Below are 25,037 nucleotides of genomic sequence, written 5' to 3'. Positions count from 1 at the left end.
AGACTTATTTACGTGTTTAGTGTACCGTGCTGTGTGTGTATAAATTTTTTATTGGCTCCCCTTAGTTTGAACAGGGAGCGAAACATGACCCAAAACGTCTTGGGCAAGCTGGCCAATGCACGCAGCGTATCCGAGGTATAAAATTTTCTGGGCACTGCCATAATAAAGGCAAGAATGGTCAATCCCAATGTGCCTTGCCAATAGCCGGAAGGAACCATGAGTATGGAAGACGGCAACGTGGCATCCAACAGGGAATACAAAATGGCAATAAAAAGTACCATACCAAGAAGCAGGACTCTGGGCGGCGAGATCATTTGGTACACTTTATCCGCGAAATCCAAATTTCCCCTCAAGAACAACTCTTTGACCCCCGAAACTGCAAAACGTTTAAAGTAAACGAACTGGGCAGAAAGCCATCGTTTTCGCTGATTGGCAAACACCTCTGTTTTCTGTACTTTCTCATCCAGCACAATGGCTTCATGTAAATAGGCTATTTGCGTTCTATCCCTAAGCAAGCGTAGTTCCAGCTCCTTATCAAATCCGCCTACGGCATTGATTTCTGCCATGGTCCTTTTAAAAAAATGGTAGTCAAAGGCCATACCTGAGCCAATTAATGCAGATGAAAGTCCCAAAACCCGATGTCCCTTTCTAAAAATATGATTGTTGACCTCCTCACTGATGGCATCTAAAATGGCCATGGGGGTGTTCATGTTCTTGGCCACACGGTGCCCCTGCACCACTTTATACCCTTTGTTAAAAGCGGTATTGATACGTTCTAAAAAATCAAACTCCATGATATTATCCGCATCCAAAACGAGGGCAACTTGGTACGCATCGCCAATAACCTGCATCGCTTGGTTCAATGCCTTGGATTTGGTGCTTGTTTCAAAGGCAACCTCTACCAAGGTAACGGGGAGTTTCCTAAGTTTTTGTAGGGTGATTTCCTTAAAGGAGTCCGCTATAATGACCACATCAAACAAGTGCTCGTCATAACTCTGTTCCAAGGCACGCCGTGCCACCTCCACAATGACATTGTCTTCTTTATATCCCGGTATGAGCACTGCGAACCTTCGCTGTTTATTGATGATCTGCGGTTTTTTCTTAATGTTAAAAAGTCCCGCAAAAGCAAATAGAAAAACATAGATGGACGCAAAACCAAAATACGTCAAAATCAACAACTCCAATCCATTGACCATATGTGTTAAAACATCCATCACCGTTTTTCTTTAATTAATGGCCAATCAGCTCTTTAATTGAGGTATTTTGTAACATCATCCCATCAAAATACTTGATGGTCTTCTCCAGACCGCTTCGCAAATCCACGGAGGGTTTCCAGTCTTTTAATTTTTCTTTGGCCAGGGTGATATCTGGCTGTCGTTGCATGGGATCGTCCGCCGGTAATGGCATATGGATGATCTTGGAACGCGAGTTGGTTAGATCAATGATGGTTTGGGCCAGTTCCAACATGGTAAACTCCCCTGGGTTACCAATATTTATAGGGCCGATAAACGTGTCTTCCGTAGCCATCATTTTAATCATGCCATCCACCAAATCACTCACATACTGGAAGCTTCTGGTCTGGGTTCCATCACCAAAAACAGTAATATCCTGATCCTGCAATGCCTGCATGATAAAATTGGAAACCACCCTACCATCATCAGGTTCCATTCTAGGACCATAGGTATTAAAAATCCTGATGATCTTTACCAAGACATTGTTAGACTCATGATAATTGACAAAAAGGGATTCTGCGCATCTTTTCCCCTCGTCATAACAGGAGCGTATACCAATGGGGTTTACATGTCCCCAATAATTCTCCGGTTGTGGATGTACCTCCGGGTCACCGTATACCTCGCTTGTAGACGCCTGTAGGATTTTGGCATTGATACGTTTGGCCAATCCCAACATATTAATGGCACCTAAAACAGAGGTTTTTATGGTCTTAATGGGGTTATGTTGATAATGCACCGGAGAAGCCGGGCATGCCAAATTGTAAATCTCGTCCACCTCAATAAAATAAGGCAGGGTGATGTCATGCCTGATGAGCTCAAAATAAGGGTTATCCATTAAATGAACGATCTTGCTCTTGCGACCCGTGAAGTAGTTGTCCATGCAGACCACTTCATTGCCTTCCTTCAACAGCCGTTCACATAAATGAGAACCAACAAAACCAGCACCGCCTGTAACTAATATCCTTTTCATCCTAATTGCGTTTTGTCTGCTTAAATCTTTGCGGTCTCCTGTGCTGTGACCGCTGCCCGGCCAATACTGTAGTAGTTAAAACCAATTTCTTCGATCTCCTCTGGATCATAAATATTTCTCCCATCAAAAATGGTCCGCTCGTTCATCAGTTTTTCAAGAATCCTAAAGTTGGGCATTCTAAACTCGGACCACTCGGTGACCACAATAAGAGCATCGGCATCAATGGCTACATCATACTCATCTTTGGCATACTCAATGGAATCCCCCAAAATACGTTCGGCCTCATGCATGGCCACGGGATCATAGGCCCTTATGGTAGCCCCTAGTGCCTTTAATTCCTCAATAATGACCAAAGAAGGCGCTTCGCGCATGTCATCCGTTTTGGGTTTAAACGCTAAGCCCCAAAGGCCAAAATGCTTTCCTTTAAGATCATTGCCAAAGTGTTTTTTAATTTTTTCTACCAGCGTGGTTTTCTGCCGGTAGTTCACCGCCTCTACGGCTTTAAGTACTTCTAGGGAATGGCCGTACTCATCTGCAGTACGTACCAATGCCTGTACATCTTTTGGGAAACAACTACCGCCATAGCCCGTACCTGGATAAATAAATTTATTTCCAATCCTGGAGTCCGATCCAATTCCCTTACGAACCAAATCTACATTGGCCCCGACCAACTCACAGAGATTGGCAATATCGTTCATAAAACTAATCTTGGTGGCCAACATGGAATTTGCGGCATACTTGGTCATTTCCGAGGAAAATATGTCCATAAACAAGAGTGGATGGCCGTTCATCAAAAATGGTTTGTACAAACGCCTCATCACCTTTTCCGCACGTTTACTTTCAATACCTACGACAATACGGTCCGGTTTTAGAAAATCGTCCACGGCGCTGCCCTCTTTTAAGAATTCAGGATTTGATGCCACATCAAAAGGAATCCTAACACCACGTTGCACCAGCTCTTCCTCTACCGCCGCTTTTACCTTGTAAGAAGTACCTACGGGCACGGTGCTCTTGGTAATAATTACCTTATAATCTTCCATGTGCTGGCCAATTTCACGGGCCACACCCAGAACGTACTTTAAATCTGCACTACCATCCTCATCCGGGGGTGTACCTACCGCTATAAAAACCGCATCACAATCCTTAATGGCTTTTTGTAAACTTGTTGTAAAAGAAATCCTATTTTTGTCCAGATTACGTTCTAAAAGCGCATCTAGACCAGGTTCATAAATAGGCACTTCCCCATTACGGAGCATAGCTACCTTTTTCTTGTCTATGTCAACACAAACCACGTTGACCCCCGTTTCTGCGAAGCAAGTGCCCGTTACTAAACCAACATACCCCGTACCGATTACTGCAATATTCATTTTAAAGTTTTTTCGTTATTTATTTGTAAATATTATCTTACATTTTTTAGAAATGAAACTATTGTTGTGAAACGATATATAATCGTTGTCAATCGTCTGTATTTACTTATCATCACCTTAAATACCAGTCCAAATCTTGGGTACCCCCAGAGTTGGCCCAACTTACAAAACGCGGGTACTGTAAGGTAATGGGAATGGATTCCGGAGGAGTGTCAAAACCCTCATAGATATTTAAGGCCCAAGGAAGGTTCTGTTTTGTCTTGTAATACCTACCCGTAAGGGGGTCAGAAAAATCATCTCCCGTACCCAAATACGCAGCTTTACTAGTGGGCAACATATCTGGGAGGTGTATCTCCCTTGTGCGGTCCCCGTTGACCATTAAAAAGGTATTAAAGGGTATTTGTCCTAAGGCAGACGCATTTAGCGCCTCGGTAATAGTCACCTCTACGTCTACCGTTGTTCCTTTAAGGTTTGCTACATTGCCCACCACCAGGATTACGGTTTCATTGGTTTCGGTTCCTATTTCAGTTCCATTTGCAGCAACGGTCTCAAAACCGCCATTGAGCAACTGTCCTTCTACGTTTTCCACTAAACTAGGGGCAATTGGCAGCACAAACCCAAACCCATTTTTAAGGGAGCCACCAATTTCCTCGATTACAAAAGTGGCCTTTATCGCAGATACCTGATTATCCGCATTGGCGATGAGATTAAAGGCGTATTCCCGGTTGTCGCATCTTTAAACATCTAGGGCACTTAAAGGATTGTTTGATTCCACGTCATGAGTAACCCCAACGTCATCATCATTTTGAGAGTTTTCATCTAGGTCATTTTCACTTAGGAACGAAACCAGCCTAAATACTATGAACAACGTAGAGGATAATTGTATTTTTTGATGCTTTTGGGGAATTTAAATTAACTTTTAAGTATTTGATTATGTGACAAATTCCACTTAATTGCCCTTAAATAAGCACTTAAATGTTCAAATTGCCTTTTAAATAAAAATGTGATTATATTTTTTGGAATGGATACAAACGCCTGGAACAATAAACTTACAAACAGTTGTATGGGTTTGAAGTTCCGCCGCGCAAATACAATCCTGTTCCGCGTGATATAGTAGGTCTTTAAAGGGCTAAATTTTCCCGTAGATAAGGATTCCTTGTGCAAAATGTAGCTTTGGGGCTGGTAATAGATCTTATACCCCGCACGTTTGATCATCTGCGCCCAGTCATGCTCTTCGTAATATAGAAAGTAGACCTCCGTCATCATACCCACGGTCTTTACCACATGTTTAGGCACCATCATGGCAGCGCCGTGGATGGATTCCGTTTCTCCCTCAACATCAAAGCTTCCGTCATCCTTTTGATGATAACCAATACTATTGTTCCTAATGGTCCACTGGTTCATGGGGGTATAGCCCGCATATTGGATAAGCTCTGGGTTCCAATAAAATTTTATTTTGGGGCTCACCATGCCAATGGTCCTATCTTTGACCAAGGTGTTCACCAACGGGGCCAAACAGTCTGGAGGCAACTCCGTATCGTTGTTCACAAAAAAAAGGAACTCCCCCTTAGCGGCCTTAACCCCTAGGTTATTACCCCCTGCAAAGCCTAAATTCTCCGGACTTTTAATCAAGGTAACCTCTGGATAGTGCTCCTTAATAACATCTGGTCGGTCATTGGGGGAGGCATTGTCCACAACGATGACCTCAATATTTTTATAGTAAAGCTCCCTTACTGTCTTGAGCATGGCCAAGGTAACCGCACTTTCATTATAATTAATGGTGATGATGGACACCAAAGGTTGATGTTTTTTCATGCTGATGGTATAATTTGTTTAGAATTTGTAGGTGCGCTAACTACTTTGCTGGCATCCCTATTTTCTGCAATTCGCTGCTTTTCCCATCTTGGGGCCAAAAAGATGAATACCATGCCCACGTACATTAATATTCCCGTAGGAAACTGGCCAAAGACGCCATTCCCGTAAGAGGCCAACATGATGCCGGCCATTCCGCAGACCAGGGCAGCAATCTGCCCTTTCACCCGTTCATCCTTTAGCTTAAACATGACGTTATAGGCACCTGTAATAAGGATAAAAAACAGAATAAAAAGGTGGAGATAGAGTCCCACGATACCCATATCTGCCCAGATGGCCACAAACCAACTGTCCGTAGCGGTATTGGCCAGGAAGGTGTTTGGGGTAAAACGCTGCCCCCAATTTCCTGTGGACCCTATTCCGCCGCCAAACGGTCTGGACGCCAAATACCCACTCAATTTTTTCTGATTGGCCAAACGCACCTGTAAGGATGCATCGTTGGGGTCAAATGCGGTGCGCATCCGTCTTATTTGGGCATTGTTGTTCATGATAGTGGTATGTGCAAAAAACACATAGACCCCAATTCCCATAACGGCACCCAATACCAAAATTGGGATGTTCTTGCGCAGGATCAAAAACATGATACCGCCCATTGCGGGAACGGCGATGGCACCACGGGTTCCGGAAATCAACATACCATAAAGACCCGCTAAGGCCACAATAATAAAAAAGACCCTTTCCTTATATTTTTTGGTGTAGAGGGCCAAAACGCCGAAAAGCACACCGGCATGGCCTTGCGAGGCACCAAACTGACCGGCATCGGAATAAAAGGAAAAAATACGAAGCTTTCCAAAAAGGATGTGGGTGACATGGCCGCCGCCATCCAACCATTTTTGCTCAAATGGGTCTACCCCAATAAAAAGTTGCATGCAACCTTTAAGCGTGCCCAAAACGGAAAGTGCGCCCCACAGGTATAAAAACAGCCGCAGGTCCTTGGGCTTGTTAAAAAGGATAAAGCAAAGGGGCACCAGCAAAAATTGGTACAGCGCAAGACCTCTCATGGCATAAAACCACGCTACCCTGCTTGCGGCCTCTGGATTGGCCACCTGTATAAAGGCATACCCAAACCAAACCGCCACTAAGATGGTAAGATGGGACTTGGCTCTATCCCAGGGAATTTTAATATGAAATGCCTTAAAAAAGAGCGATAGGTACATTAAAAACATAAGCCCATCATTGATCAAGCCCCATGTGGCGGGCACATATCGTGAAAGCCCGATGACAAAAAAACCAAAGATGATGATGGTAATGATGCCTATGCGCGGATTTAATAAAACACTACAGAGGTAAATCACCGCCAGCGGTAAAACCATAAAAGCGATACCTAACAAGAGTCCCTTGTCCGCTGTAAGTTTGGCCGCAAGCACAATCACGCTCAACAAGATCAAGAGCGGGAGTGGCTTTCTTAAATTATCCGTACCATATGTCCTTAAAAACGGATTCATTTTAGTGCGGATAGGTTAAATTTTTTGACAAATTGCAGGCTCTCTTTAAAAATCTGTTTTCCGTCTGCCTGAATTTCCTTTTTTACATACCTAAGTCCAATGAAAATCCCCAAGAGGGTAAAGACCACCGTTCCGACGGCTACCACCACCAGACTTTCAAAAACAAACACCGCGATAAGATTGATGATGACGTTGGCAACGGCCATATAAATGACCTTGTTCAAATTAAGTCTTGGCTTGTTGATGCTGTCTAACAGCACGCCGGTAAAACGGTCTATGGGCAACAACAGCGTATAACAGGTAAAAATCCTAAAGATCAGGGTAAGCAAGGGCAATTGGTCTACATATTGCTTGCCGCCCAGTACCAATACCATATATTCAGCAAAAACAAAACAAAATACCGCCACTGGCAAAAACAATAGGGTCACGATGCCCGAGTACGTATAAAAAATATGTCTTACGGCCTCCAAGTCTCCAGAAAGGTTCTTTTTGGACATTCTGGGGTAGGCGGTCATGGTAAAGCTACGGAGCGGTATGCCCAACAAATCCGTTAACTTTAGTGGTATGGCATACATGGCAATACCCGCAGAGCCCAGTATGGGGCTAAGCCCAATGATAAAGGTGTCCGCACTTTTTAAAAGGCTGGAACCAACAAGGGTTCCCATAGCATATTTACCAAAGCCCACCATCTCCCTTTCCACCGCTTTGGTCGAGTGGTGTATATAGAGCATTCCATCCCATCTTTTTAAGGTGCACCAAACACTGGAAATCAGGTTTACGGCAATATTTACCCAAACAATTTCTAACAATCCCCAGCCAAGGAATAGGCCGTTCGCCACCAAAAACAGCACAAAAAGGCCTATATTGGACAAACGGACCACCATCATGTGGTTAAACTTCTGCTCTGCCTGAAAAAGGGCAAAGGCGCTTTTCCACCCCAAGCTGGCCAGACCCAACACTGGGTACCATATTAGGAACAGGTCATACCCTGTGATAAGGTTCACCCCAAAATAACCAAGCGTAAAATATATCGTATAACAACATGCGGAAATAGCCAAAAGGACCAGTAGCCCAATTTTGTACCCAGCACCCAACAACCCTTTTTGTTCACCCGCTACCGCGCCAGACAACAGTCTAACCACGGAAGTTCTGGTAAAGCCAAACCGTAACGCATCTATAAAGGTCCCAAGGGTGATGTAGAGTACCCAATCACCAAATTGCACCTGGGGCAACTGCCTTGTCAGGAGCATAAAACTAATCAGCCCCAATGCCGCAGAACTTAGGCTGGCAAGCAGGGAATTCATATTTTTTTCCCTCAGGATTTTTTTTAACATTTTCATCCTATAGCTTGTTTGGTGAAAAATCTGAACTGTACCAACTTCTTGATGATGCGTCGCAGGCGCGAACGTTTTCTAGGCACCTCATCAATCACGGTTTCCATTTCAATGACCTTGACACCATTTAGGATAATGGTAGGTTCCGGACCCGTGGTTGCTTGGTTAAACAGCATTAAGGCATTCTTATCCGCTTCGCTCCAAGGTCTGTTTGCCCTTGTGACCATAAAGGTGTAATCTATGAGTGCGGCTAATTTTACCGGAAATGGATTTTTGATGATGCTCGGCAGCTCCAAAATGACAAAATCATAGGTATTGAAATTGGCAATGGCACCATCAGGATTAAACTCTTCAATGTTGGACAATCTATATAAGCGATCGCTCACTTCATAGGTCAATTGCCTGTAATGGGAATCGGGGGCATTTGCCGCATCGTTTTCATAAGTAACATGTAAAATCTTGTAATCCAACTCGCATAGTTTTTCAATGAGTTGCCTACAGAGAAAGGATTTTCCTTCATTCTCCTGTGTAGAAAAAAACATGTTCACCACAGGGCCTTTGTTTTCCCCACCACTTGCCTTAAACTGGTTGAGAATGATATTTCTTGAAATGGCATTGATCGCTTTATTCTTTAAATAGTCATAATCAATGGCTTTGTCCTTGGGGTTGATCACCGGATAAATGGAGGACACCCCTAACCCAACGATTGATTCTGCCCGCTTTGCAGTGTTAATATTACCATCTAAAAATTCCAATACTATGACGGTAAAGGTCACGATGACAAAACCTGCCATACCGGCTACGATCACCAGCATCATACGTTTACTGGGTTGTGGTTCTATGGGAAAAAAGGGTGGCTCACTAATGGTTAGGTTGGCCTTTAATTGTCCGTTTTGTTGTTTTAGTTTTGCCAGACCCAAACTGTGCAAAAGACTTAAATATTCTTTTTCCTCAATATTGATTTTACGTTCCAATTTTTTAAGGATGGCTCCAAGGGGCGCATAGGTTTTATAGATTTCATCGAACTCCAGCCTTTTTACGTCCAGTGCGGCCAGCTCTGCTTTGGAGCCCTCAAAAATGATGGCTTGCTGCAGCCAATCCTTTAAGATACTGGTAGACGCTAAACCACTTTTATCGTTGTTCACCACAAACAAGGTGTCAATGGCTTGGGATAACGCCAGCTCCAGCTCTGCCCTAGTCTTAAACAGTTCTGTATTCTGCCTATTGATTTTTTGTTTGGAAATGGAGTCCACATCCAGACTTAAACTGTTCATGGATATTTTATAGTTCACCTGGGAAAGGCTATCACGGATACCCAAAATAGTGGCATTTTGCGCCCTTTTTTGATCATGGGTAGCCATTTTGGCCTCTAGGGTCTCCAAAACCGCTTGTGAGGAATGGAAATTCTGAAATACGGTTTGGTACCTAAGTTCAAACGTCTCTTTTCTGCCGGCGATTAACTTGGATTGCTCATAATAGTTCATGATGAGGTTGTCCCTATTGAACTCCAACAATTCCTTTTCTGCGGTGTTGAGTCTTGTGGTAGTCCTGGCCAGTTGATCTTCAAAATACTTAACCACAATGTCCGATTGGTCTTGTTGTATTTTTGCATTCTCCTTAATAAAAGTATCCGTAAGTATGGCCAAGGTATTTTGGCAAATTGCGGCATCTTCTGACTGGAAGGATATATCAATAAAATCACTGGAAGATATGCGCCTAATGGTTATTCTGTCCAGTATTTTTTGATACCCATAATCCGGATGGTTCAAATTCAAAAGTTCATTGATAAAGTTCAACGCACTGGCCTCCTTATATTCCTTTAGGTTTTTGAACGTTTTATCCAAATCATCCTTCACCACCAGTTGCTTTACGTCCTCCGGCACAATTTCCATTAACCCATCATACTTGGCTTTGGAAATGGTTCTAACCTCGGCACTGTCCAAAGACAGGTGCTGCGCCAACAGTTTAAGGCTCACCGTTTCTAGGGTAGTCTTGGACTTTATGAGGTTGAGCAGGTTGTCATAGGCAATATTGGTGGCCTTAAAATCCAGCCTAGTATTTAACTCTATGGAAGAACCGGATGCAAAACCGGTAAAAATCCTGACTTTGGACTCATATACCTTGGTTTCATTTTTGGTCAGGAAGAATACCAAGGAAGCCAAAAGAATTGGGGCTGCAATAAGCAGCCATAGATGGCGCAATAAAATGCGAATGAAGAAAAGCAGGTTGAATTTCATGAGGAAATGGACAATTTTTCTCCAATTATGGTTTCTAGATATCTTAGGTTGAGGCGGTAATCCATTGCCGCACTTTCCTTGCCCCTTATAGCATCGTTTAATATCTGGTTGAGCCTTGTATATTCAGATATGCTAATGATGCCGTTGGCATAGTCCTTTTCCACTTGTTTGGCCTGTACCCGGTAGGTATCCAATACGGCGCTGGCGATCAAAAAAAATTTGTGCGCTTTTACAAAGCTGTTGTATCTGAGCATGACAATTTCCTCTATTTCATTTTCTATCATTTGCTTGGAGAAAATAGCCTTTTCCTTCTCCAACCTCGCGGTCTTTATTTGCTTGCCCCTATTTAAAATGGCCTCCAAGGGAATGGACAGGGAAACACCCAAATTATAGCGGGTCTGTTCCGTACTTATCAAGGTTAGGTTTGCACTGGGGTCACCGGCCAACTGTTGGTTATTCAGGTTATCAAAAATGCCATAGTTGTAAGAGGCCCCCATGGCCAAAAACCGTAAAAGTTGCGTGCGCGTTTCTTTTTCCTTAATGGTGAGGGTTTGGATATCCGTATCAAAAAGCTTCAATTTTGCACTGTACCTAATGGCTTTTTGCACCAAAGAATCCAAGGGTGGAATCTGCTGTGTAATATCATTGTCCTTTAGGCTTTTGGTAATAAAGTCATCTGCCAACTGTGCTTGGAGCCAACCTATGTTGCATAAGAAAAAAAGTACCCAATATTTGCCCATGCCTACACATTTTCTTTTTGGAACACTGCCTTAAAGGTTCTTAAGATGATCCACATATCCATTAAAAAGGCGTGCTTGCCATTGGCGTATTCCACATACTTTACATCTAACTGTTTGCGTTCTTCGGGGGACATTTTGGAGCTTCTACCCCGAGCTTCCACCTGCCAGAGTCCTGTAATGCCAGCCGGACCGTTAAAACGCTCCGTCCATTCGTCCGTGGTCAACATTTCGGCCTCGTAAAGGGGCAAGGGCCTATTTCCCACTATGGACATATCTCCCTTTAGGACGTTGATGAGCTGTGGCAGTTCATCAATACTTAATTTTCGGATAATCTTGCCTACTTTGGTGATTCTTGGGTCATTATCAAACTTCACAAAAGCACTTTTGGCACTTTCCTTCCTTTTCTGGTTATGAAGTGCTTCATCTACCTCTGCATCATCACCGATAAGCACGGTGCCCTTTACATCCTTGGGGGTTACTTCTTGTGGGGTTGCATCTTCTTGGTGGTCATCTTCATGTACATACTGATTAAGGTGTTCAAATTCCTTTAATCTTTTATCAGCATCTGGGTACATGGACCGCAACTTTAAAAAATTAAAGATTTTGTATCCAGTACCCACACGTTTGGAGATGTAATAGACTTTTCCTTTTGATTCTATCCTGATGGCCAATATCACCAACAACAGAAATGGTGCCGCAACCAACAGAACTGAACCTGCCAAAAGAATATCAAAACTCCGTTTCCAGAAGCCAATCCTATATTTTTTTTGAGGGCTGTCCGGAAACTGTATATGTTGTTTACCCAAGTTTGCTTTCAGTTCCTTTAAAAAACCAATGCGCTCCAACAACCTATTAAAGTCTACGGGATGCGCAAAGATATCGTCATAGCCACCCTGCATGGCAAGTGTCTTTTCCCTTTTGTTCACCTCTTCGCCCAACAGCACTATGGGTATTCTTTGATCAGGGTCAAAGGTCTTTTCCACATAGGCCTTAAACTCCTTAATATCTGCATCGGCTATGCCTTTTTCGCATAAAAAAGCATCGATGGTATCCGTAAGTCCATGCCATTTACCGTCCGTATAGTTTCCTTGTCCATGCAACCACTTTAAGGCCTGCGAAACGGTTTCCGCAGTATAAATTTCCACGGTTTCCCGATCGCGCTGAAACTCCTCCGCCAATCTATGGTTAGTGCCAATGTATAGGATTTGTGTTTTCTCACGTGTAAGAACGTCCATGCTAACTTCGGATTAAAAGTTTATCCACCCTTATCAGTAATTCTTCTGGGTTAAAAGGTTTTACCATATAATCATCCGCTCCAAGTCGTAGACATTCCACACGATCGGTAGAACTATCACGGCAACTTAATACGATGATGGGAATATCCGAGAACAGCCCTGTTTCCTTAATTCTTTTAATGAGTTCAAAACCATCCATCTCTGGCATTTCCAAATCGGTAATGATAAGGTCCGGTAAATTGCCCTCATGCAACCAGGTCATTGCGGCCAACCCATTTTCCATGGTGGTAACCTGGTAGGACTGCCCTAGGAACTGGGCTACCAACTCGCTAAGTGATTGTTTATCGTCTACGACTAAAATTTTCATAATTGTAAGATTTGTATTACTTAATAAAACGAAAAGTAGGATTTATATTACATAACAGGAATTGATTGTTGTCAAACCAGGGGTAACTGTTGCAAGCGTCCTAGTTATAGCTGTAAGATATTTCTGTAAAAAAACTAGTTGTCAGCTTATTGGCATCCCCAGCTATCCATGTATGGAGCATGCAAAGGGACCTTACTTTTATAGATTACCTAAGGACCGCCTAGCCATAGTGCCCCATGAAAACATCCCATTATTTTAAATAGGAATTTCCATAGGCCCAAGTTCAAAAAAGTAATAGAGGTTAATTTCGGGAGTTAAGGATAGGGCTTTGGCAATAGACCATACCCAACGGAATTAAGGTAGGATAATGGTAAAATGTCCCGTTTAAGGGTATTACTTTTTGGCAGGACCAAAATACGCTGCTCTAGTGGCGAACCTACTCCCAGTAAAAGTACTCCATGTGATCTATTCCTGCATCCAATCCCCCACTACCAGCAATGGCAGTACATCAACAATACCTATAAAGCTTAAGGAAGATACCTAAGGTATGCCCAACAGTGAATGTTACTATTTAAAACCTAAGCCCTATCCGGACTTAAGATATAATCTGTCTTGGTCATCCTCATGATTTTGGCAATGTCTGCGTTTTGTTTTCCAACTATGGTAACTACCTTATGACTGGCTGCAGCCTCTTTGTACAGTTTTTCAAAAAACAGGGCAGAACTGGAGTCCATTTTAACCACACCTTCTATATTTACCACGATACTTTCTTCTTTTTCCAAAACGGTTTGAAAATAGATGCTTAGCGCACCCAAGTTTTGGGAGGTTACGGTGCCCAAAATTTCAAAAATTCCATGTTGTTCCTTTATTTCCAATGCCATATCATTATGTTTTAGTATTGATTTTTTTCTATTTAGTTATATGCGAATTTCCTTTTTACAATAAATTGAGCCTCCTCATTAACCGGGGTCTATTGGACCGGCTTATAGGGATTACACTGCGTTCTATTAATACGCTATTATCTTGGATATCAATTATTTTACTAAAATTGATGATATAGGACCTGTGAATCTGCAAGAATACGGACTCCGGTAATTTTTCCTTTATCTTTTTTAAAGTTGAATGTACCCTATACTGCCCATCCAAGGTCTTTATTTCAAAATAATCTCCCTTGGCCTCAATAAACAGGATGTCCTCATACTTAAGCTTGATCAATCGCCTATCGATATTAATGTATAAATGATCATCACCAAAGCTTTCCTTAGGAGGTTCACTTTCCAAGGTGGTTTCACCATTACCAACCAAGATGGCTTTACCCGCGTGCTTGAGTTTCATTAAGGTAGTCTGAAAACGCTCCATGGTCACAGGCTTTACCAAATAGTCTACAATAAAGGGATACTGGTATGCCTCTACCGCAAAATTGGTATCTGAAGTGGTAAGTACGATGAATGGTGGATTTTTAAGGGTGGCAATAAAGTCAAAACCCGTTAGCATGGGCATATGGATATCCAAGAAAATAAGGTCTACCTCATTCTGGTTCAAATACTTCAATGCCTCTACCGCATTTGGGAACTGACCAACCACCTCAATATGCCCAGAGGAGTTACAAAGCTCCTTTACAATGGCCCTTGCGGTGTTTTCATCGTCAACTATGATACTTTTCATTGGTGTATATCTTTAATGAATTCTTCTACGGTACCCAATACCGCATCAAACGCAGTCTGAAGCTGGGTATTTCCATATTTAAGCTCCTCTTCATATCTAACGGCTAACTTGTAGGCATTGGTAAGGCTTAGAATACCCAACTTGTGCTTAATTTTGTGCACCACCTTAGCGGCTTCCAGGTAATCTTTGTCGGCTAAAAAATTGGCATACTCCATTTTCTCCTTGGGAAACTCCACTAATATGATAGAAAGAAATTTTTGCTCAAATTCCTCATTACCTCCCGCTATTTCCTTAATGTAGTTGAGATTGGGTGTTTCTGTCATCATAGGTTGGTTTTAATGGTAAAAAAGAACGAGGTGCCCACGCCCTCCTGGGAGGACAACCATACTTCGCCCTTGTAATAATTGATTATTTTCTTTACCAATGCCAGACCAATTCCCGTGGCATTGGAATCGTTTTCCAGTTTTTTGAACATATTAAAAATACCCGCCTGTAAATGTTCTGGAATTCCTTTTCCGTTGTCCTTTATTTCAAAAAGCCAACCATCTTCCTGTTGTTTACAAGTAATTTCAATAGTGCCTGCAATCTTGTCCTCCAAAGCGGTTATCGCGTTGACGATAATATTTTTAAACAACTGCTCCATACGATATTTGCCTATGTATAAGGTGGGCAGTTCATCTTTGACGTAGATATTAACGTGGTCCGGAACGTACACTGTCCTCACTATTTCATCAACCAGGCAGTTTAGGTTTACCATGGTCATTTTTTCCTTTAGGGAATCTATGGTAGCATGCTTCAAAATACCATCTATGAGACTATCCATCTTTTTAAGGTTTTGAAAAATAAGTTCAACATTATTTTCCTTGGAATCCGTTATATCTTTGGCATCCTCTAACAACCAGGTGACAAGGCAATAGACGTTCCTTATAGGCGATTTTAGGTCATGGGATACCATGTGGGCATAATTGTTCAACGATTCATTCTGCTGTTCCAAACTTTTGAGCAAGCTTTCCTTTTCCTTGGTAATAGCCATGATTTTTCCCGCTTGTGCCTCTATGTTTTCCAATAACATTTGCGGGTTGACAGGTGAAGTACCTACTTCTTTGCTTGGGGAGGAACTTTCCATCACGGTCACCGCATTGCTTAAGGCTTCAAGTACTTTTCTTTGATTTTCCGTTTCCTTGTTCAACCTTTTATTGGCCTCATATAGCTCTTTGGAACTTAAGGATGTTGCCCGTTGTATCATTTTGAGCTTGTCATCGTAATGCGAATATGAGCTATGGATAGAATCAAAAAAAGCATCAAGACCGGGATGGTCATCCAGGCCCTTAGGGAAGTACTTCTTTATCTGTCTTTTTAATAGCGTATGCATCCTACTCACTGATCAAGGTTAAGGTCATGGTTTGGTTGTGCAAACGGCAGCGGTTACTGTCACTAAAGGGGGCCATTTCCCCATAAGAATAAAATCCCGTCACTGAGGCCTGATCGCCTATAACCTCCACAACCTCCTCTATTTCTTCCTCCGTTCTTTGGTCCAGTACCAGTTTACGGCCAACACAGCTCACTAAAATGGCCAGTTGTGGTTTGCTGACCCTACCCGTCATAGCAGCTACGGCGGCACTGGCCGCACCATTGGCAATATCATCCGTAGTGGACATCATTAACTGTACTTTGGAACCAACGGGAACATCACCGGCCAAAATCATGGAATTCGCTCCCTCATCGATATTTAAAATAGTACGCACCAAGGGTTTGGAGCCGTCCGTCTCTTGGAGTGACAAAGGGTACAGCAGGGCCGCCTGTGGTAATTCATTGGCCTTCTCGCCCAAATAGGTTTTATAAAGATTTAAGGCGGGTTGCCCATCTATTTCAAAAAGAACGTTCCCATCTGATTTTGTGATGGTCCTTTCCGGTCCAAAGGGTGTCCAACCTCCATTGCTGGCATAGGTAACCTCTAATTGTTCTCCGTAAAAACCAATGGCAATGACATTTCCTTCCTTGGGAATTTCATTGTAGGAAGACAGTGTTTTTTCAAAAAGGGTGCCATCACCACATAATCCACCCGTAATTGGGATATTGCCCTTAATTTGGTTGTCCAATCCTTCTATAAGCCCACTACCATTGACTAAACTGCCATCAGAAACCACAAATACATGTGCAAGGCCTTCTTGTTTAAGCTCACTCGCCAATTTTGCTCCTAACCCTTGGATACTGTCAAAATCCTTGCAGTTGGCACTTGCAATTGTATAGTTGGAAAACTCAAATTCTATGGCAGTGACACTTAGGGTTTCTTCCCTAACCTGGCTGTACATAATTTCACCTGAGGTTGACCCAAACACCAAATTACCTGTTGGAAAACGATGTCTAACTTCCTTATATACCTCCTTATCCTCCAGTAAGGAACGGTCACCAAAAACCAAAACCAAGGGCTGCTGTAATTCTTGCTGCCCTTTTTGCTGCCAAACGCCATCTTTGGTTCTCATTGCCTGTACTATTTTCATAGGGTTATTTGATTTATTGTTTTTTAATGGTGAAGAAAAACGTAGTGCCCTCACCAACCTCACTCTCTAGCCAAACATCACCTTCATACCTGTCTATAATTTTTTTCACAATACTTAGACCAATACCGGTAGACCGTTCATTATTGCCAATGGATTGAAAAATCTGAAATATTTTTTGGTGGTATTCTTTGGGTATGCCTACCCCATTGTCCCTCACCATAAACTGCCAGTGGGTGGGTGTTTCCTTGCAACCAACGGTAACCAGGCCTTCCGTTTTGTCAATATTGACAACCGCGTTGCTCAAAAAATTCTGAAAGAGCTGGTGCACCTTGGTTTTATCGGCCAATATGATGGGCAATGTTCCTTGGACCACCACCTTTACATGATCGGGAATAAAAATGATTTCAGTAATTTCTTGGATCACCTTATTGACGTCTACATCCCTATTGTCCAGAGCGTCACTGTTGACGGTGGAGTATTTTAATATCCCGGAAATCAATTTGTCCATGCCTTCCACTTTTTCCAGCATCATCTTTAAGTTGTAGCGGCCGCTATCATCCAATCTGTCCTTATAATCATCATATAGCCAAGAGGCCAGGGCACTCACACTTCTTAAAGGGGATTTTAGGTCATGGGAAACAATATGGGCGTATTCTTGAAGGCTTTTATTGCTCGCTTCCAGCTCAGTTACCAAATCTTTGGTCTGTAGTTCCAATAATTTTTGCTTGGTAATGTCCAAATGCACCCCAATGGACCCTATTACCTTTCCCCTCTCATCATAGTTTGGTGCGCCGCTGATCAACCAGTGCCGGCGCTCCCCGTTGGACTTGTTGATGGTGACCTCATAAGAGTCCGACCTGTTTTGCTTTCTTTTTTGGAACTGTTGCGCTATAATGGCAGCATTCTCTGCATCAACCTCCATTTGCGAGATGACGTCCGCCCCTATGAGTTCACTAATGGGTTTGCCTATCATTTCCGCATAGCGGTTATTGACCATGAGAATCTTACCATGGTTATCAATTTCGGCAAGGCCCAAATTCATGTTCGCAATTATACTGCTATACTTTTCTTTCTGCGCCTCTAGGGAACGGCGATAGCTTTTGGCTAAGGTAACATCCGTATAGCTCCAGAGGTGTCCTTTGTATTCATCATCTATGAACAAGGGAATGTAATCCCGCTCAAAAGTCCTGCCATCCACAAGTTCCAACTCATCTGAAAGAACAAGTTCTTTTCTGCGAAGGATCTCATTTACCCGCGCTACCATGGCCTCTGGTTCCTTAAAATAGTTCTTGAACTTGTCCAAGCTCTTTTGGCAATCTACCCCTTTCATGTTTTCTGGCTTTGAGGTTATACCAAAAAGAGTGCAAAACTTAGCGTTGGTGAGTACAATTTTTCGATGTTCATCCTCTAATAAAATACCGTTCTGAAGATTGCCCAATAACTTGGATAGGCGTTCTTCCGATGCCCTAAGACGTTCCTCGGACAACTTATCTTTGGTGATATCCTCTACCATGGCCACTTTATAGGCTATCTCACCTTGATCATTGCGGACGGTACTCACGGAGGTTTTCCCGTACAACGTGGTACCATCCTGCTTAAAAAACTTGCGCGTAAGGGCAAACTTGTCCGTATGGCCCCGTGCCGTCTCTGCAAGGATATCTTCATAGAGGGATACGTCCTCAATAATGGAAACGTCATCCAAGCTTAATTTTTTCAGCTCGTATTCTGAGTATCCCAATAGGTCACAAAACGTACTATTGGCCTTTACAATTTTATCATCAACAATGAGAACAATGCCCAAAGAGGAGTTTTCTACAATAATGTCCTGCTGCTTCTTCTGGTCTTCCAACAGCTGCTTAATCTCATACTCCTTGGTAATATCACGTATTACCCCCTGTGCGGCAATTGGTTTTCCCGTCTCATCATAGATCAGGCTGGCGTTGATGTTCACAAACTTTTCCCCTTTTTTTCTGGTATAGAGTTTTACATTATAATTTTTGATAATGCCTACATCCAATAAGGTTTTAAAGGAGGTGGTGGTATACTCATGGTAATCCTCATGCACCATGCTGGCCAAGACCACCTCTTCATGCTCATGGTCAAACCCTAAAAATTCTTTGGCGCTGGCATTCATATTAATGACCTTGGTGGTCATATCCATGACCACATAAGGATCAATAATATTGGCAAAAGAGAGGTCTATATGGGAACCCCGTTCCTTACTGAGCATGGCTTCTAACCTACCGTTAGACTCTTTTAGGTGTAAAGAAGCGTCATAGAGTTCTTTTGATTTTTTCTCTAAAAGCTGCTCGGCCGCCTTTCTGGCCCTTTTTTCGCGCTCCAGGGCACGTTGTAGGATAGCATTGTCCACCTTATCCATGCTGGGTGATATTAAACCGCACCTCAGTACCAGCTTCATTCAGCAATTTTAATTCCACGGTTACCTCTTTATTAAAGTGTTCAAAGGTTTTCTCTATTAAACCCTGGGCCAAGGCATATAGCCCGCGTTCAGAAGCATAGACCATGGAGAGCTTGGTATCCGTTTTTTCCAATATTTTGAAGGTGGGGAGCTGGGCATCCGGATATAATTTCTTTACCTGAATGTGAATATGGTCTTCTATGGAATATAGTAGGCTTATGGGGTTTTTATAACTACTGACCACCTCTGGGTGGGCAGCCAACAGTCCGTTAAAAAGGTAATGGCCGAATGAGTTTAATAAGGCATTGGCCCCTAGGTTGGTGGTTTTACTGAGGTTGGTCAGTAATTGTACCATTTCATTAAAGTCATAGGTCCCTACCGCCGTGTAGGCACCGGTAGAGGGGAGATGGGAATTTTCAATGATGGTGTCTACCACCTCAAGGCCAAAGTTCAACTCGACCATTTCTAAAAATTCCGTGAATACAATTCCTTTCATAATAAGATTATTACGAAATAAAAGTAGGAATTGTACTACTTTATAGATAAATTATGTTGTGAAATTACGTTTTTTGTTAGCCTTTGATCAGTTCGCTTACTTCCCAATATTCAAAAACCCGTTTTATTTTTTTCTCGTAATCCTCATATTTTAAGGGTTTTATAATATACCCGGCTATACCAAGTTGAAAACAGCGTAACAAATCTACCCTGTTTTCGGATGTTGTCAGGATTACCGTAGGAAGATACCTTAGTTTATCATCGGCCTTTACAACTTGTAGAAATTCTATCCCGCTCATCCGCGGCATATTTAAATCCAAAAGGATGATATCCGGAAGGTCACCATTCTGCAAAATATCCAGTGCTTCTTCACCGTTCTTAGCCTCTATAATATCATGTTTGGAATCAAATTTGGCAACGGCACGTTGCAACTTCATTGATTCAATCATGTCATCCTCTATAAACAATACTTTCACAATACACACTTTTTTTAGAAGCTACAAAGCTCATCTAATTCCATAAGGAACAGGCCCGTTTCCAGTTCAATGGTCATTATCTATAGATGAACTGTAAAAATCTGTAGATGAAATTAGTAATAATAATCCTACTTTTTGATGTTTAAGGCACTTCTTTTAGTAGCATTTGCTTGCTCTTTGGCAATTTACGGACAATAGTCTGGTAAGAATGGTCCATAAGTTCTTTAATCAATGTTGGGGACACCTTTTCACAGAGGATGGTATTCCAATGTGTCTTGTTCATATGATAGCCGGGAAGTATATTGCCAACATACTGCTCCCTAAGTTGCACCGCTTTTTCTGGATCGCATTTTAAATTTATTTGTGTGGGCAGTCGTTTTAACGATATCAATGCAAACATTTTACCCATGACCTTAAATACCAAAGTGCTGTCATCAAACGGAAAGGATTCCGTTGCGCCTCTCTTGGCCAAACAATACTCCCGTAACTCCTCTACGTTCATGGTTGCAGGCCCTTGGAATCATACACAATAACCTTTTCCCAAAGGTCTTTGCATTCATCTACAAAAGCCAAATGTGCCGGTTCATCTTGATATTTTTGCTGGGCCTCCGCAGATTCAAAAGTTACAATAAGGCAATAGGTAAAAGTATCGTCTACCACATCACGGACCGCTTTAGGGGGTTTGCCCACATACTTGGTCTTTGCGTATTTGGAATTTGCCATAAACCGCTGCAAAGACGCCTCAAACAGCTGGCCATCTTTTTGGCTGTCCGGATGCTTAAACCAGAAATATACGGTATGGGCAAACGTTGGATCAAAGGTCTTTAAGGTATCCTGTTCTTGTGCGCTCATCACTAAAGTGTTTAGACCTAATAGCGTTAAAATTATCATCTTTTTCATCACCTACTCTTCTAAAAGTTGTTTTTCCCTATTGCTGATTTCCAAGGCGGAATAGTCCAACTTCCAACCTATGGTCTCCACAATCTTTTCTATGAGCAGTACCGCTTCCAAAGCTTCTTTTTTGGCCGAATCTATCAGCCCGCTTTCCGGTATTTTTTCCCTAATGTGCTCTTTGGCATTTTGGTTGAGTTGGGTTAGGTCATCCGGAGAAAAGGAATTGAACAGTCCGTTCTTGATATCGTAAAACTGGATATCCGGTTCTATGGACAATATTTCTGGCTCGGGAAAATTGTTTAAGATAATCCGCCTGCGATCATTATCGGCGCTCAATTTTAGCTTCTTTAGATCATAACCTATTTGCGCCTTGGCATTAATGACCACCAAGGCCTTTTTTTTACTGCTCAAAATGCTCATAAAACCATCCTTGATGTTTTCATACCGATAGATTTCCGCAAAATCACCCTCTACCGTCACCAGTTTACAAACACTCTTGATTTTATCCAAAATCACCGTAGATTGGTGTTCCGTAAGTTCACGCCGTTTTTTCCTTGTGAACATTCCGTACACCCAATACATTAAAATGGCCCCTAGGACCAATCCTAAAGCAGCTTCAACCAAACTATCCATAAGACGAATATACTTAATCCATCAAACTATACAACACCGGCCTGCTGGGGCTGGCATCATTTTCTATGGGGGCTACCTGTAAATTTAAAAAGTAGGTACCGTCTTTAATACGGTTGGGTACGTAAATAAATTCTGTGATGGTGGCTTGTTTGCGCAACGCGCCCTTGGTATTCCAAAAGGCGTGGTGCCCAGCCAATCTCCCCTCATCCCTTTCCCGGTCCACAGACGGAAGGTCCACCAATAGATGGGCTATGCCCTTTTCCCTAAGAAACACTAGGGCCTCCTTGGTAAGATAGGGAGGGTTGGTGTTGGAATACTGGGCAAATTTCTTGGACTTTAGATTGGGCAAGGTCCTTATGACAATGGCTTTCCGTTTTTTATTTCCCAGGGCGTACTGCAATTGTTTTTTTGAAACGATCCTGTCTTCCCCGTACATTTCCAGTGCCACGGTAACCAGCTCTGCCAAAAAAAAGAACCGCTTCAGACTTTGGTTCACGGATTGAAATTCCTCCGTTATATGCCCCGCACATTCCGTATGCGTCACATGTGAATGCGGATTGAACCATATGTCATTAAAATTCACGGAAGCCCCTTGGGACACCTTCCCAACAAAACCATCTTCCTGGTGCGGCTCTATTCTTGGGGGTTGCAGGTACCAAGCATTTATATTGTTCTCCTTCCCTGTCATGGCAATGGAAATATCCAAAGGTGCAGCTAGATCAATCTTATAATTCCTATTGTTATGTTTTATGGTGGCAAGCATATATGCAAAATTTGTGTGCTTCAAGTTCCCGATAAATTAAGCATAAACAAATCACTGGCAATACCATCGGCCAAAAATCTCCCTTTTTTGGTGGCCAGCAGCGTATCACCATCCAGATACAACAAATGACCCTCTAGGTATTTATTGGCCTGCTGCATAAGATAGTCTAGGTAGGTGTTGCCAAAATCACCTTCAATTTTGGACAAGGATACGCCCCAAATGGTTCGCAAACCCGTCATCACATATTCATTATACCTGTCCTTTAGGGTCAACTCCTCAATTTCAATAGGGAGCTGACGCTGTGCCAAGGCATTGATGTACTTACTGTTATTATTGATGTTCCAACCCCTGCGGTTTCCATCATACGAGTGTGCGGAAGGACCAATGCCGATATACTTTTTTTGCTGCCAATAGGCCGTGTTGTTCTTAGAGAAAAAACCGGGTTTCCCAAAGTTGGAAATTTCATAACAGGTAAAACCGGCATGCGTCAAGGTATTGTTTAACATCTCAAAATGACGTTGGGCGGTTTCATCATCCACATCATCAACAACCCCTTTTTCTATAAAGGCCTTTAAGGCCGTTTTTGGTTCTACGGTAAGGGCATAGCTAGATATATGGGGGATATTAAACTCCAAGGCGGTTTCAATATTTTTTAGCCATCGTGCATCACTCATACCAGGAATCCCATAAATAAGGTCAATTGAGATATTATCAAAATAAGCCTTGGCCCCGAAAAGGCATTCCATAGCTTGTTGGCTATTATGGGCGCGGTTCATGAGTTTTAAATCGTCCTCAAAAAAAGACTGTATTCCAATGCTTAGACGATTAATGGTCGATGCCGATAGTTCTCTTAGCTTTTCCTTGGATAGATCATCCGGGTTGGCTTCTAGGGTAATCTCTGGATTCGCCTCCACCTTATAATGGGTGTAGACCGTGTTCACCAATTTGCCTATCTCTTTCACCGATAGTACGGAAGGTGTGCCACCGCCAAAATAAATGGTTGCGACCGTGGTACCTTTAAATTCGGCACTACGCATTGCCAATTCCACTGCCAGCGCATCCAATAGCTCCGTTTTCTTCTTGAAATTCGTAGAAAAATGAAAATCACAATAATGGCAGGCCTGCTTGCAAAACGGAATATGGATGTAGATGCCCCCATTGTCGGGGCTTAATGGCCTTTGGCTACTAGGGGCGGAAGCATGTTCTTTATCCATGTTTGCAGCGAATTGACAAGACCATTAGGACTTCTTTTTACGAAGATTGACCACCGTACTTCCCTTAACCCCGCCTTTAGGGGTTGGGGAGCTGTTTTGTTTTACAAAGGAACTCCAACCGGAATAGGATTTACCCACCTCTACGCGTCCTTCGTTATAAAAATGACAGACAGCGGCAGCAAGCCCATCCGTGCTGTCCAAATTTTTAGGGAGGGTCTTTAAGCCCAACATGCCCTGTAGCATTTTGGCCACTTGTTCCTTACTGGCATTACCACTGCCCGTGATGGCCATCTTTATTTTTTTGGGCAGGTATTCCGTGATGGGGATTTGCCTGGACAGGCCTGCGGCCATGGCCACCCCTTGCGCCCTGCCCAATTTTAGCATGGATTGCACGTTTTTTCCGTAAAAAGGGGCTTCAATGGCAATCTCATCTGGGTGGTAGGTATCTATTAACTCAATGGTCCGTTCAAAAATTAATTTGAGCTTCACATAGGGGTCGTCGTATTTTTTTAACTGCAACTCATTCATCTGCACAAAATGCATTTTTTTATGGATGATCTTGATGATTCCAAAGCCCATAATGGTAGTCCCGGGATCTATGCCCAATATAATTTTTTCGTTGGCCACTTATTCTGTTGTATTTATGATAATGGGCAGGCGTACTTTGATGCTCACCGGAATACTGCGCTTCCTGGCCGGAGCCACGGTAGTGATGTCATTCAACCGTTTTGCGATATCCTTTTCCAATCCTGGAAAGGCATCCTTTATAGACGCATTGTCCTTAATCTCATTGATGATGATAAAGCCATCTTCATCCACAATAAAATCTATCCACAAGGTGTCGTTCAACGCTTTCTCTGCCGTAAGGTTTAAACTGGCCAAGGTGTCTGCAAAGCGCTCCAATAACTGATTTTTAAAACAAGTACGCTGCTCGGACTTTGGGGCGTATTCATCACAGGCATCAAACATAGGATAGGTATCCACCTCGTTCCAATTAATTTCCCCCAAGGCCTTGCGCACCTCCTTTTCCGTTTTCTCTTGTGTGGAAACAAAGAAATCACAGGAACCGCAGACCAAAATAAAGAGGAATAAAACCAAGCGCTGCATGCTGTTCTAAGAATTTCGCTCAAATTACGATAATTAGCAGAATTTTAGGGGTTGGGGATGGCTGCTTTGTA

25 protein-coding genes and 1 pseudogene are annotated in these 25,037 nt (G+C 42.6%); all 26 read right to left on the bottom strand.

Annotation, left to right across the window (positions count from 1 at the left end):
- Window positions 1-8: 8 nt before the first annotated feature.
- The 26 genes and pseudogenes from I595_RS11215 to I595_RS11090 all read right to left on the bottom strand — a co-directional run bounded on the left by I595_RS11215 (window position 9) and on the right by I595_RS11090 (window position 24,966).
- Window positions 9-1,214 (bottom strand): glycosyltransferase family 2 protein, encoded by a 1,206-nt coding sequence (locus tag I595_RS11215; RefSeq protein WP_217997191.1) that lies wholly within the window; start codon window positions 1,212-1,214, stop codon window positions 9-11.
- A gap of 16 nt (window positions 1,215-1,230) precedes the next feature.
- A complete protein-coding gene (locus I595_RS11210) occupies window positions 1,231-2,202 on the bottom strand; it encodes a UDP-glucuronic acid decarboxylase family protein (RefSeq protein ID WP_054559530.1) in 972 nt (323 codons plus the stop codon).
- A 20-nt stretch (window positions 2,203-2,222) separates the two neighbouring features.
- On the bottom strand, window positions 2,223-3,569 hold the full coding sequence (locus I595_RS11205; protein WP_054559529.1) for a UDP-glucose dehydrogenase family protein: 1,347 nt from the start codon (window positions 3,567-3,569) through the stop codon (window positions 2,223-2,225).
- A gap of 112 nt (window positions 3,570-3,681) precedes the next feature.
- Window positions 3,682-4,278: pseudogene (locus tag I595_RS11200) on the bottom strand (DUF4842 domain-containing protein); the annotation flags it as partial.
- A gap of 203 nt (window positions 4,279-4,481) precedes the next feature.
- Entirely contained in the window at window positions 4,482-5,384 is a 903-nt protein-coding gene (locus tag I595_RS11195; RefSeq protein ID WP_054559527.1) for a glycosyltransferase family 2 protein, read from the bottom strand.
- Complete coding sequence (locus I595_RS11190; RefSeq protein ID WP_054559526.1) at window positions 5,381-6,886, bottom strand: O-antigen ligase family protein; 1,506 nt, start codon at window positions 6,884-6,886, stop codon at window positions 5,381-5,383. The genes I595_RS11195 and I595_RS11190 overlap by 4 nt, the downstream gene beginning before the upstream one ends.
- Window positions 6,883-8,226: an oligosaccharide flippase family protein gene (locus I595_RS11185; protein WP_054559525.1), complete on the bottom strand. Its 1,344-nt coding sequence runs from the start codon at window positions 8,224-8,226 to the stop codon at window positions 6,883-6,885. The genes I595_RS11190 and I595_RS11185 overlap by 4 nt, the downstream gene beginning before the upstream one ends.
- The gene (locus I595_RS11180; protein WP_054559524.1) at window positions 8,223-10,457 is read right to left on the bottom strand and encodes a GumC family protein; all 2,235 of its coding nucleotides are present in this window, start codon (window positions 10,455-10,457) and stop codon (window positions 8,223-8,225) included. Before I595_RS11180 ends, I595_RS11185 begins: the two co-directional genes overlap by 4 nt.
- Window positions 10,454-11,197, bottom strand: coding sequence for a TolC family protein (locus tag I595_RS11175; protein ID WP_054559523.1), 744 nt, complete (start codon window positions 11,195-11,197; stop codon window positions 10,454-10,456). Before I595_RS11175 ends, I595_RS11180 begins: the two co-directional genes overlap by 4 nt.
- Window positions 11,198-11,199: 2 nt before the next feature.
- Window positions 11,200-12,432: a sugar transferase gene (locus I595_RS11170; RefSeq protein ID WP_054559522.1), complete on the bottom strand. Its 1,233-nt coding sequence runs from the start codon at window positions 12,430-12,432 to the stop codon at window positions 11,200-11,202.
- Window position 12,433: 1 nt separating this feature from the next.
- Window positions 12,434-12,799: a response regulator transcription factor gene (locus tag I595_RS11165; RefSeq protein WP_054559521.1), complete on the bottom strand. Its 366-nt coding sequence runs from the start codon at window positions 12,797-12,799 to the stop codon at window positions 12,434-12,436.
- A 578-nt stretch (window positions 12,800-13,377) separates the two neighbouring features.
- A complete protein-coding gene (locus tag I595_RS11160) occupies window positions 13,378-13,680 on the bottom strand; it encodes an STAS domain-containing protein (protein ID WP_054559520.1) in 303 nt (100 codons plus the stop codon).
- 55 nt (window positions 13,681-13,735) lie between these two features.
- Window positions 13,736-14,464, bottom strand: coding sequence for a LytR/AlgR family response regulator transcription factor (locus I595_RS11155; RefSeq protein ID WP_054559519.1), 729 nt, complete (start codon window positions 14,462-14,464; stop codon window positions 13,736-13,738).
- The gene (locus I595_RS11150) at window positions 14,461-14,790 is read right to left on the bottom strand and encodes an Hpt domain-containing protein (protein ID WP_157449730.1); all 330 of its coding nucleotides are present in this window, start codon (window positions 14,788-14,790) and stop codon (window positions 14,461-14,463) included. The genes I595_RS11155 and I595_RS11150 overlap by 4 nt, the downstream gene beginning before the upstream one ends.
- The gene (locus I595_RS11145; RefSeq protein WP_054559517.1) at window positions 14,787-15,836 is read right to left on the bottom strand and encodes a sensor histidine kinase; all 1,050 of its coding nucleotides are present in this window, start codon (window positions 15,834-15,836) and stop codon (window positions 14,787-14,789) included. The genes I595_RS11150 and I595_RS11145 overlap by 4 nt, the downstream gene beginning before the upstream one ends.
- 1 nt (window position 15,837) lies before the next feature.
- Window positions 15,838-16,965, bottom strand: coding sequence for an FIST signal transduction protein (locus tag I595_RS11140; protein ID WP_054559516.1), 1,128 nt, complete (start codon window positions 16,963-16,965; stop codon window positions 15,838-15,840).
- Between the two features lie 13 nt (window positions 16,966-16,978).
- Window positions 16,979-19,384: a PAS domain-containing sensor histidine kinase gene (locus I595_RS11135; RefSeq protein WP_245628274.1), complete on the bottom strand. Its 2,406-nt coding sequence runs from the start codon at window positions 19,382-19,384 to the stop codon at window positions 16,979-16,981.
- Window positions 19,338-19,880, bottom strand: a complete 543-nt coding sequence (locus tag I595_RS11130; protein ID WP_054559514.1) for a heme NO-binding domain-containing protein — start codon at window positions 19,878-19,880, stop codon at window positions 19,338-19,340. Before I595_RS11130 ends, I595_RS11135 begins: the two co-directional genes overlap by 47 nt.
- Window positions 19,881-19,956: 76 nt before the next feature.
- Window positions 19,957-20,355 (bottom strand): response regulator, encoded by a 399-nt coding sequence (locus tag I595_RS11125; protein WP_054559513.1) that lies wholly within the window; start codon window positions 20,353-20,355, stop codon window positions 19,957-19,959.
- 142 nt (window positions 20,356-20,497) lie between these two features.
- Window positions 20,498-20,857 (bottom strand): MmcQ/YjbR family DNA-binding protein, encoded by a 360-nt coding sequence (locus tag I595_RS11120; RefSeq protein WP_054559512.1) that lies wholly within the window; start codon window positions 20,855-20,857, stop codon window positions 20,498-20,500.
- Window positions 20,854-21,207, bottom strand: coding sequence for a Dabb family protein (locus I595_RS11115; protein WP_245628273.1), 354 nt, complete (start codon window positions 21,205-21,207; stop codon window positions 20,854-20,856). The genes I595_RS11120 and I595_RS11115 overlap by 4 nt, the downstream gene beginning before the upstream one ends.
- A gap of 51 nt (window positions 21,208-21,258) precedes the next feature.
- The gene (locus I595_RS11110) at window positions 21,259-21,882 is read right to left on the bottom strand and encodes a DUF4230 domain-containing protein (protein WP_054559510.1); all 624 of its coding nucleotides are present in this window, start codon (window positions 21,880-21,882) and stop codon (window positions 21,259-21,261) included.
- A 13-nt stretch (window positions 21,883-21,895) separates the two neighbouring features.
- Window positions 21,896-22,645: a cyclase family protein gene (locus I595_RS11105; protein ID WP_054559509.1), complete on the bottom strand. Its 750-nt coding sequence runs from the start codon at window positions 22,643-22,645 to the stop codon at window positions 21,896-21,898.
- 20 nt (window positions 22,646-22,665) lie between these two features.
- Window positions 22,666-23,859 carry a radical SAM family heme chaperone HemW gene (gene hemW, locus I595_RS11100; RefSeq protein ID WP_054559508.1) on the bottom strand — a complete coding sequence of 398 codons (1,194 nt, stop codon included), beginning with the start codon at window positions 23,857-23,859 and terminating at the stop codon, window positions 22,666-22,668.
- Window positions 23,860-23,883: 24 nt separating this feature from the next.
- Window positions 23,884-24,486, bottom strand: coding sequence for a crossover junction endodeoxyribonuclease RuvC (gene ruvC / locus I595_RS11095; protein WP_083467581.1), 603 nt, complete (start codon window positions 24,484-24,486; stop codon window positions 23,884-23,886).
- A complete protein-coding gene (locus tag I595_RS11090) occupies window positions 24,487-24,966 on the bottom strand; it encodes a hypothetical protein (protein ID WP_054559507.1) in 480 nt (159 codons plus the stop codon).
- Window positions 24,967-25,037: the final 71 nt, after the last annotated feature.

The organism is Croceitalea dokdonensis DOKDO 023 (assembly GCF_001306415.1).
GTDB lineage: Bacteria > Bacteroidota > Bacteroidia > Flavobacteriales > Flavobacteriaceae > Croceitalea > Croceitalea dokdonensis.
The sequence above is the reverse complement of the archived record's forward strand: the minus strand, read 5'-3'. Positions and strand labels throughout refer to the sequence as shown.

Bases quoted from the DNA above. Each gene is read 5' to 3' on its own strand.
- I595_RS11180 (WP_054559524.1), bottom strand. From the start codon at position 10,457: ATGAAATTCAACCTGCTTTTCTTCATTCGCATTTTATTGCGCCATCTA.
- I595_RS11205 (WP_054559529.1), bottom strand. From the start codon at position 3,569: ATGAATATTGCAGTAATCGGTACGGGGTATGTTGGTTTAGTAACGGGC.
- I595_RS11150 (WP_157449730.1), bottom strand. From the start codon at position 14,790: ATGATGACAGAAACACCCAATCTCAACTACATTAAGGAAATAGCGGGA.
- I595_RS11175 (WP_054559523.1), bottom strand. From the start codon at position 11,197: ATGGGCAAATATTGGGTACTTTTTTTCTTATGCAACATAGGTTGGCTC.
- I595_RS11120 (WP_054559512.1), bottom strand. From the start codon at position 20,857: ATGAACGTAGAGGAGTTACGGGAGTATTGTTTGGCCAAGAGAGGCGCA.
- I595_RS11090 (WP_054559507.1), bottom strand. From the start codon at position 24,966: ATGCAGCGCTTGGTTTTATTCCTCTTTATTTTGGTCTGCGGTTCCTGT.
- I595_RS11160 (WP_054559520.1), bottom strand. From the start codon at position 13,680: ATGGCATTGGAAATAAAGGAACAACATGGAATTTTTGAAATTTTGGGC.
- I595_RS11190 (WP_054559526.1), bottom strand. From the start codon at position 6,886: ATGAATCCGTTTTTAAGGACATATGGTACGGATAATTTAAGAAAGCCA.
- I595_RS11155 (WP_054559519.1), bottom strand. From the start codon at position 14,464: ATGAAAAGTATCATAGTTGACGATGAAAACACCGCAAGGGCCATTGTA.
- I595_RS11140 (WP_054559516.1), bottom strand. From the start codon at position 16,965: ATGAAAATAGTACAGGCAATGAGAACCAAAGATGGCGTTTGGCAGCAA.
- I595_RS11210 (WP_054559530.1), bottom strand. From the start codon at position 2,202: ATGAAAAGGATATTAGTTACAGGCGGTGCTGGTTTTGTTGGTTCTCAT.
- I595_RS11170 (WP_054559522.1), bottom strand. From the start codon at position 12,432: ATGGACGTTCTTACACGTGAGAAAACACAAATCCTATACATTGGCACT.
- I595_RS11165 (WP_054559521.1), bottom strand. From the start codon at position 12,799: ATGAAAATTTTAGTCGTAGACGATAAACAATCACTTAGCGAGTTGGTA.
- I595_RS11185 (WP_054559525.1), bottom strand. From the start codon at position 8,226: ATGAAAATGTTAAAAAAAATCCTGAGGGAAAAAAATATGAATTCCCTG.
- I595_RS11105 (WP_054559509.1), bottom strand. From the start codon at position 22,645: ATGCTTGCCACCATAAAACATAACAATAGGAATTATAAGATTGATCTA.
- I595_RS11115 (WP_245628273.1), bottom strand. From the start codon at position 21,207: ATGAGCGCACAAGAACAGGATACCTTAAAGACCTTTGATCCAACGTTT.
- I595_RS11110 (WP_054559510.1), bottom strand. From the start codon at position 21,882: ATGGATAGTTTGGTTGAAGCTGCTTTAGGATTGGTCCTAGGGGCCATT.
- I595_RS11195 (WP_054559527.1), bottom strand. From the start codon at position 5,384: ATGAAAAAACATCAACCTTTGGTGTCCATCATCACCATTAATTATAAT.
- I595_RS11215 (WP_217997191.1), bottom strand. From the start codon at position 1,214: ATGGATGTTTTAACACATATGGTCAATGGATTGGAGTTGTTGATTTTG.
- hemW (WP_054559508.1), bottom strand. From the start codon at position 23,859: ATGGATAAAGAACATGCTTCCGCCCCTAGTAGCCAAAGGCCATTAAGC.
- I595_RS11135 (WP_245628274.1), bottom strand. From the start codon at position 19,384: ATGAAGCTGGTACTGAGGTGCGGTTTAATATCACCCAGCATGGATAAG.
- I595_RS11130 (WP_054559514.1), bottom strand. From the start codon at position 19,880: ATGAAAGGAATTGTATTCACGGAATTTTTAGAAATGGTCGAGTTGAAC.
- I595_RS11145 (WP_054559517.1), bottom strand. From the start codon at position 15,836: ATGCATACGCTATTAAAAAGACAGATAAAGAAGTACTTCCCTAAGGGC.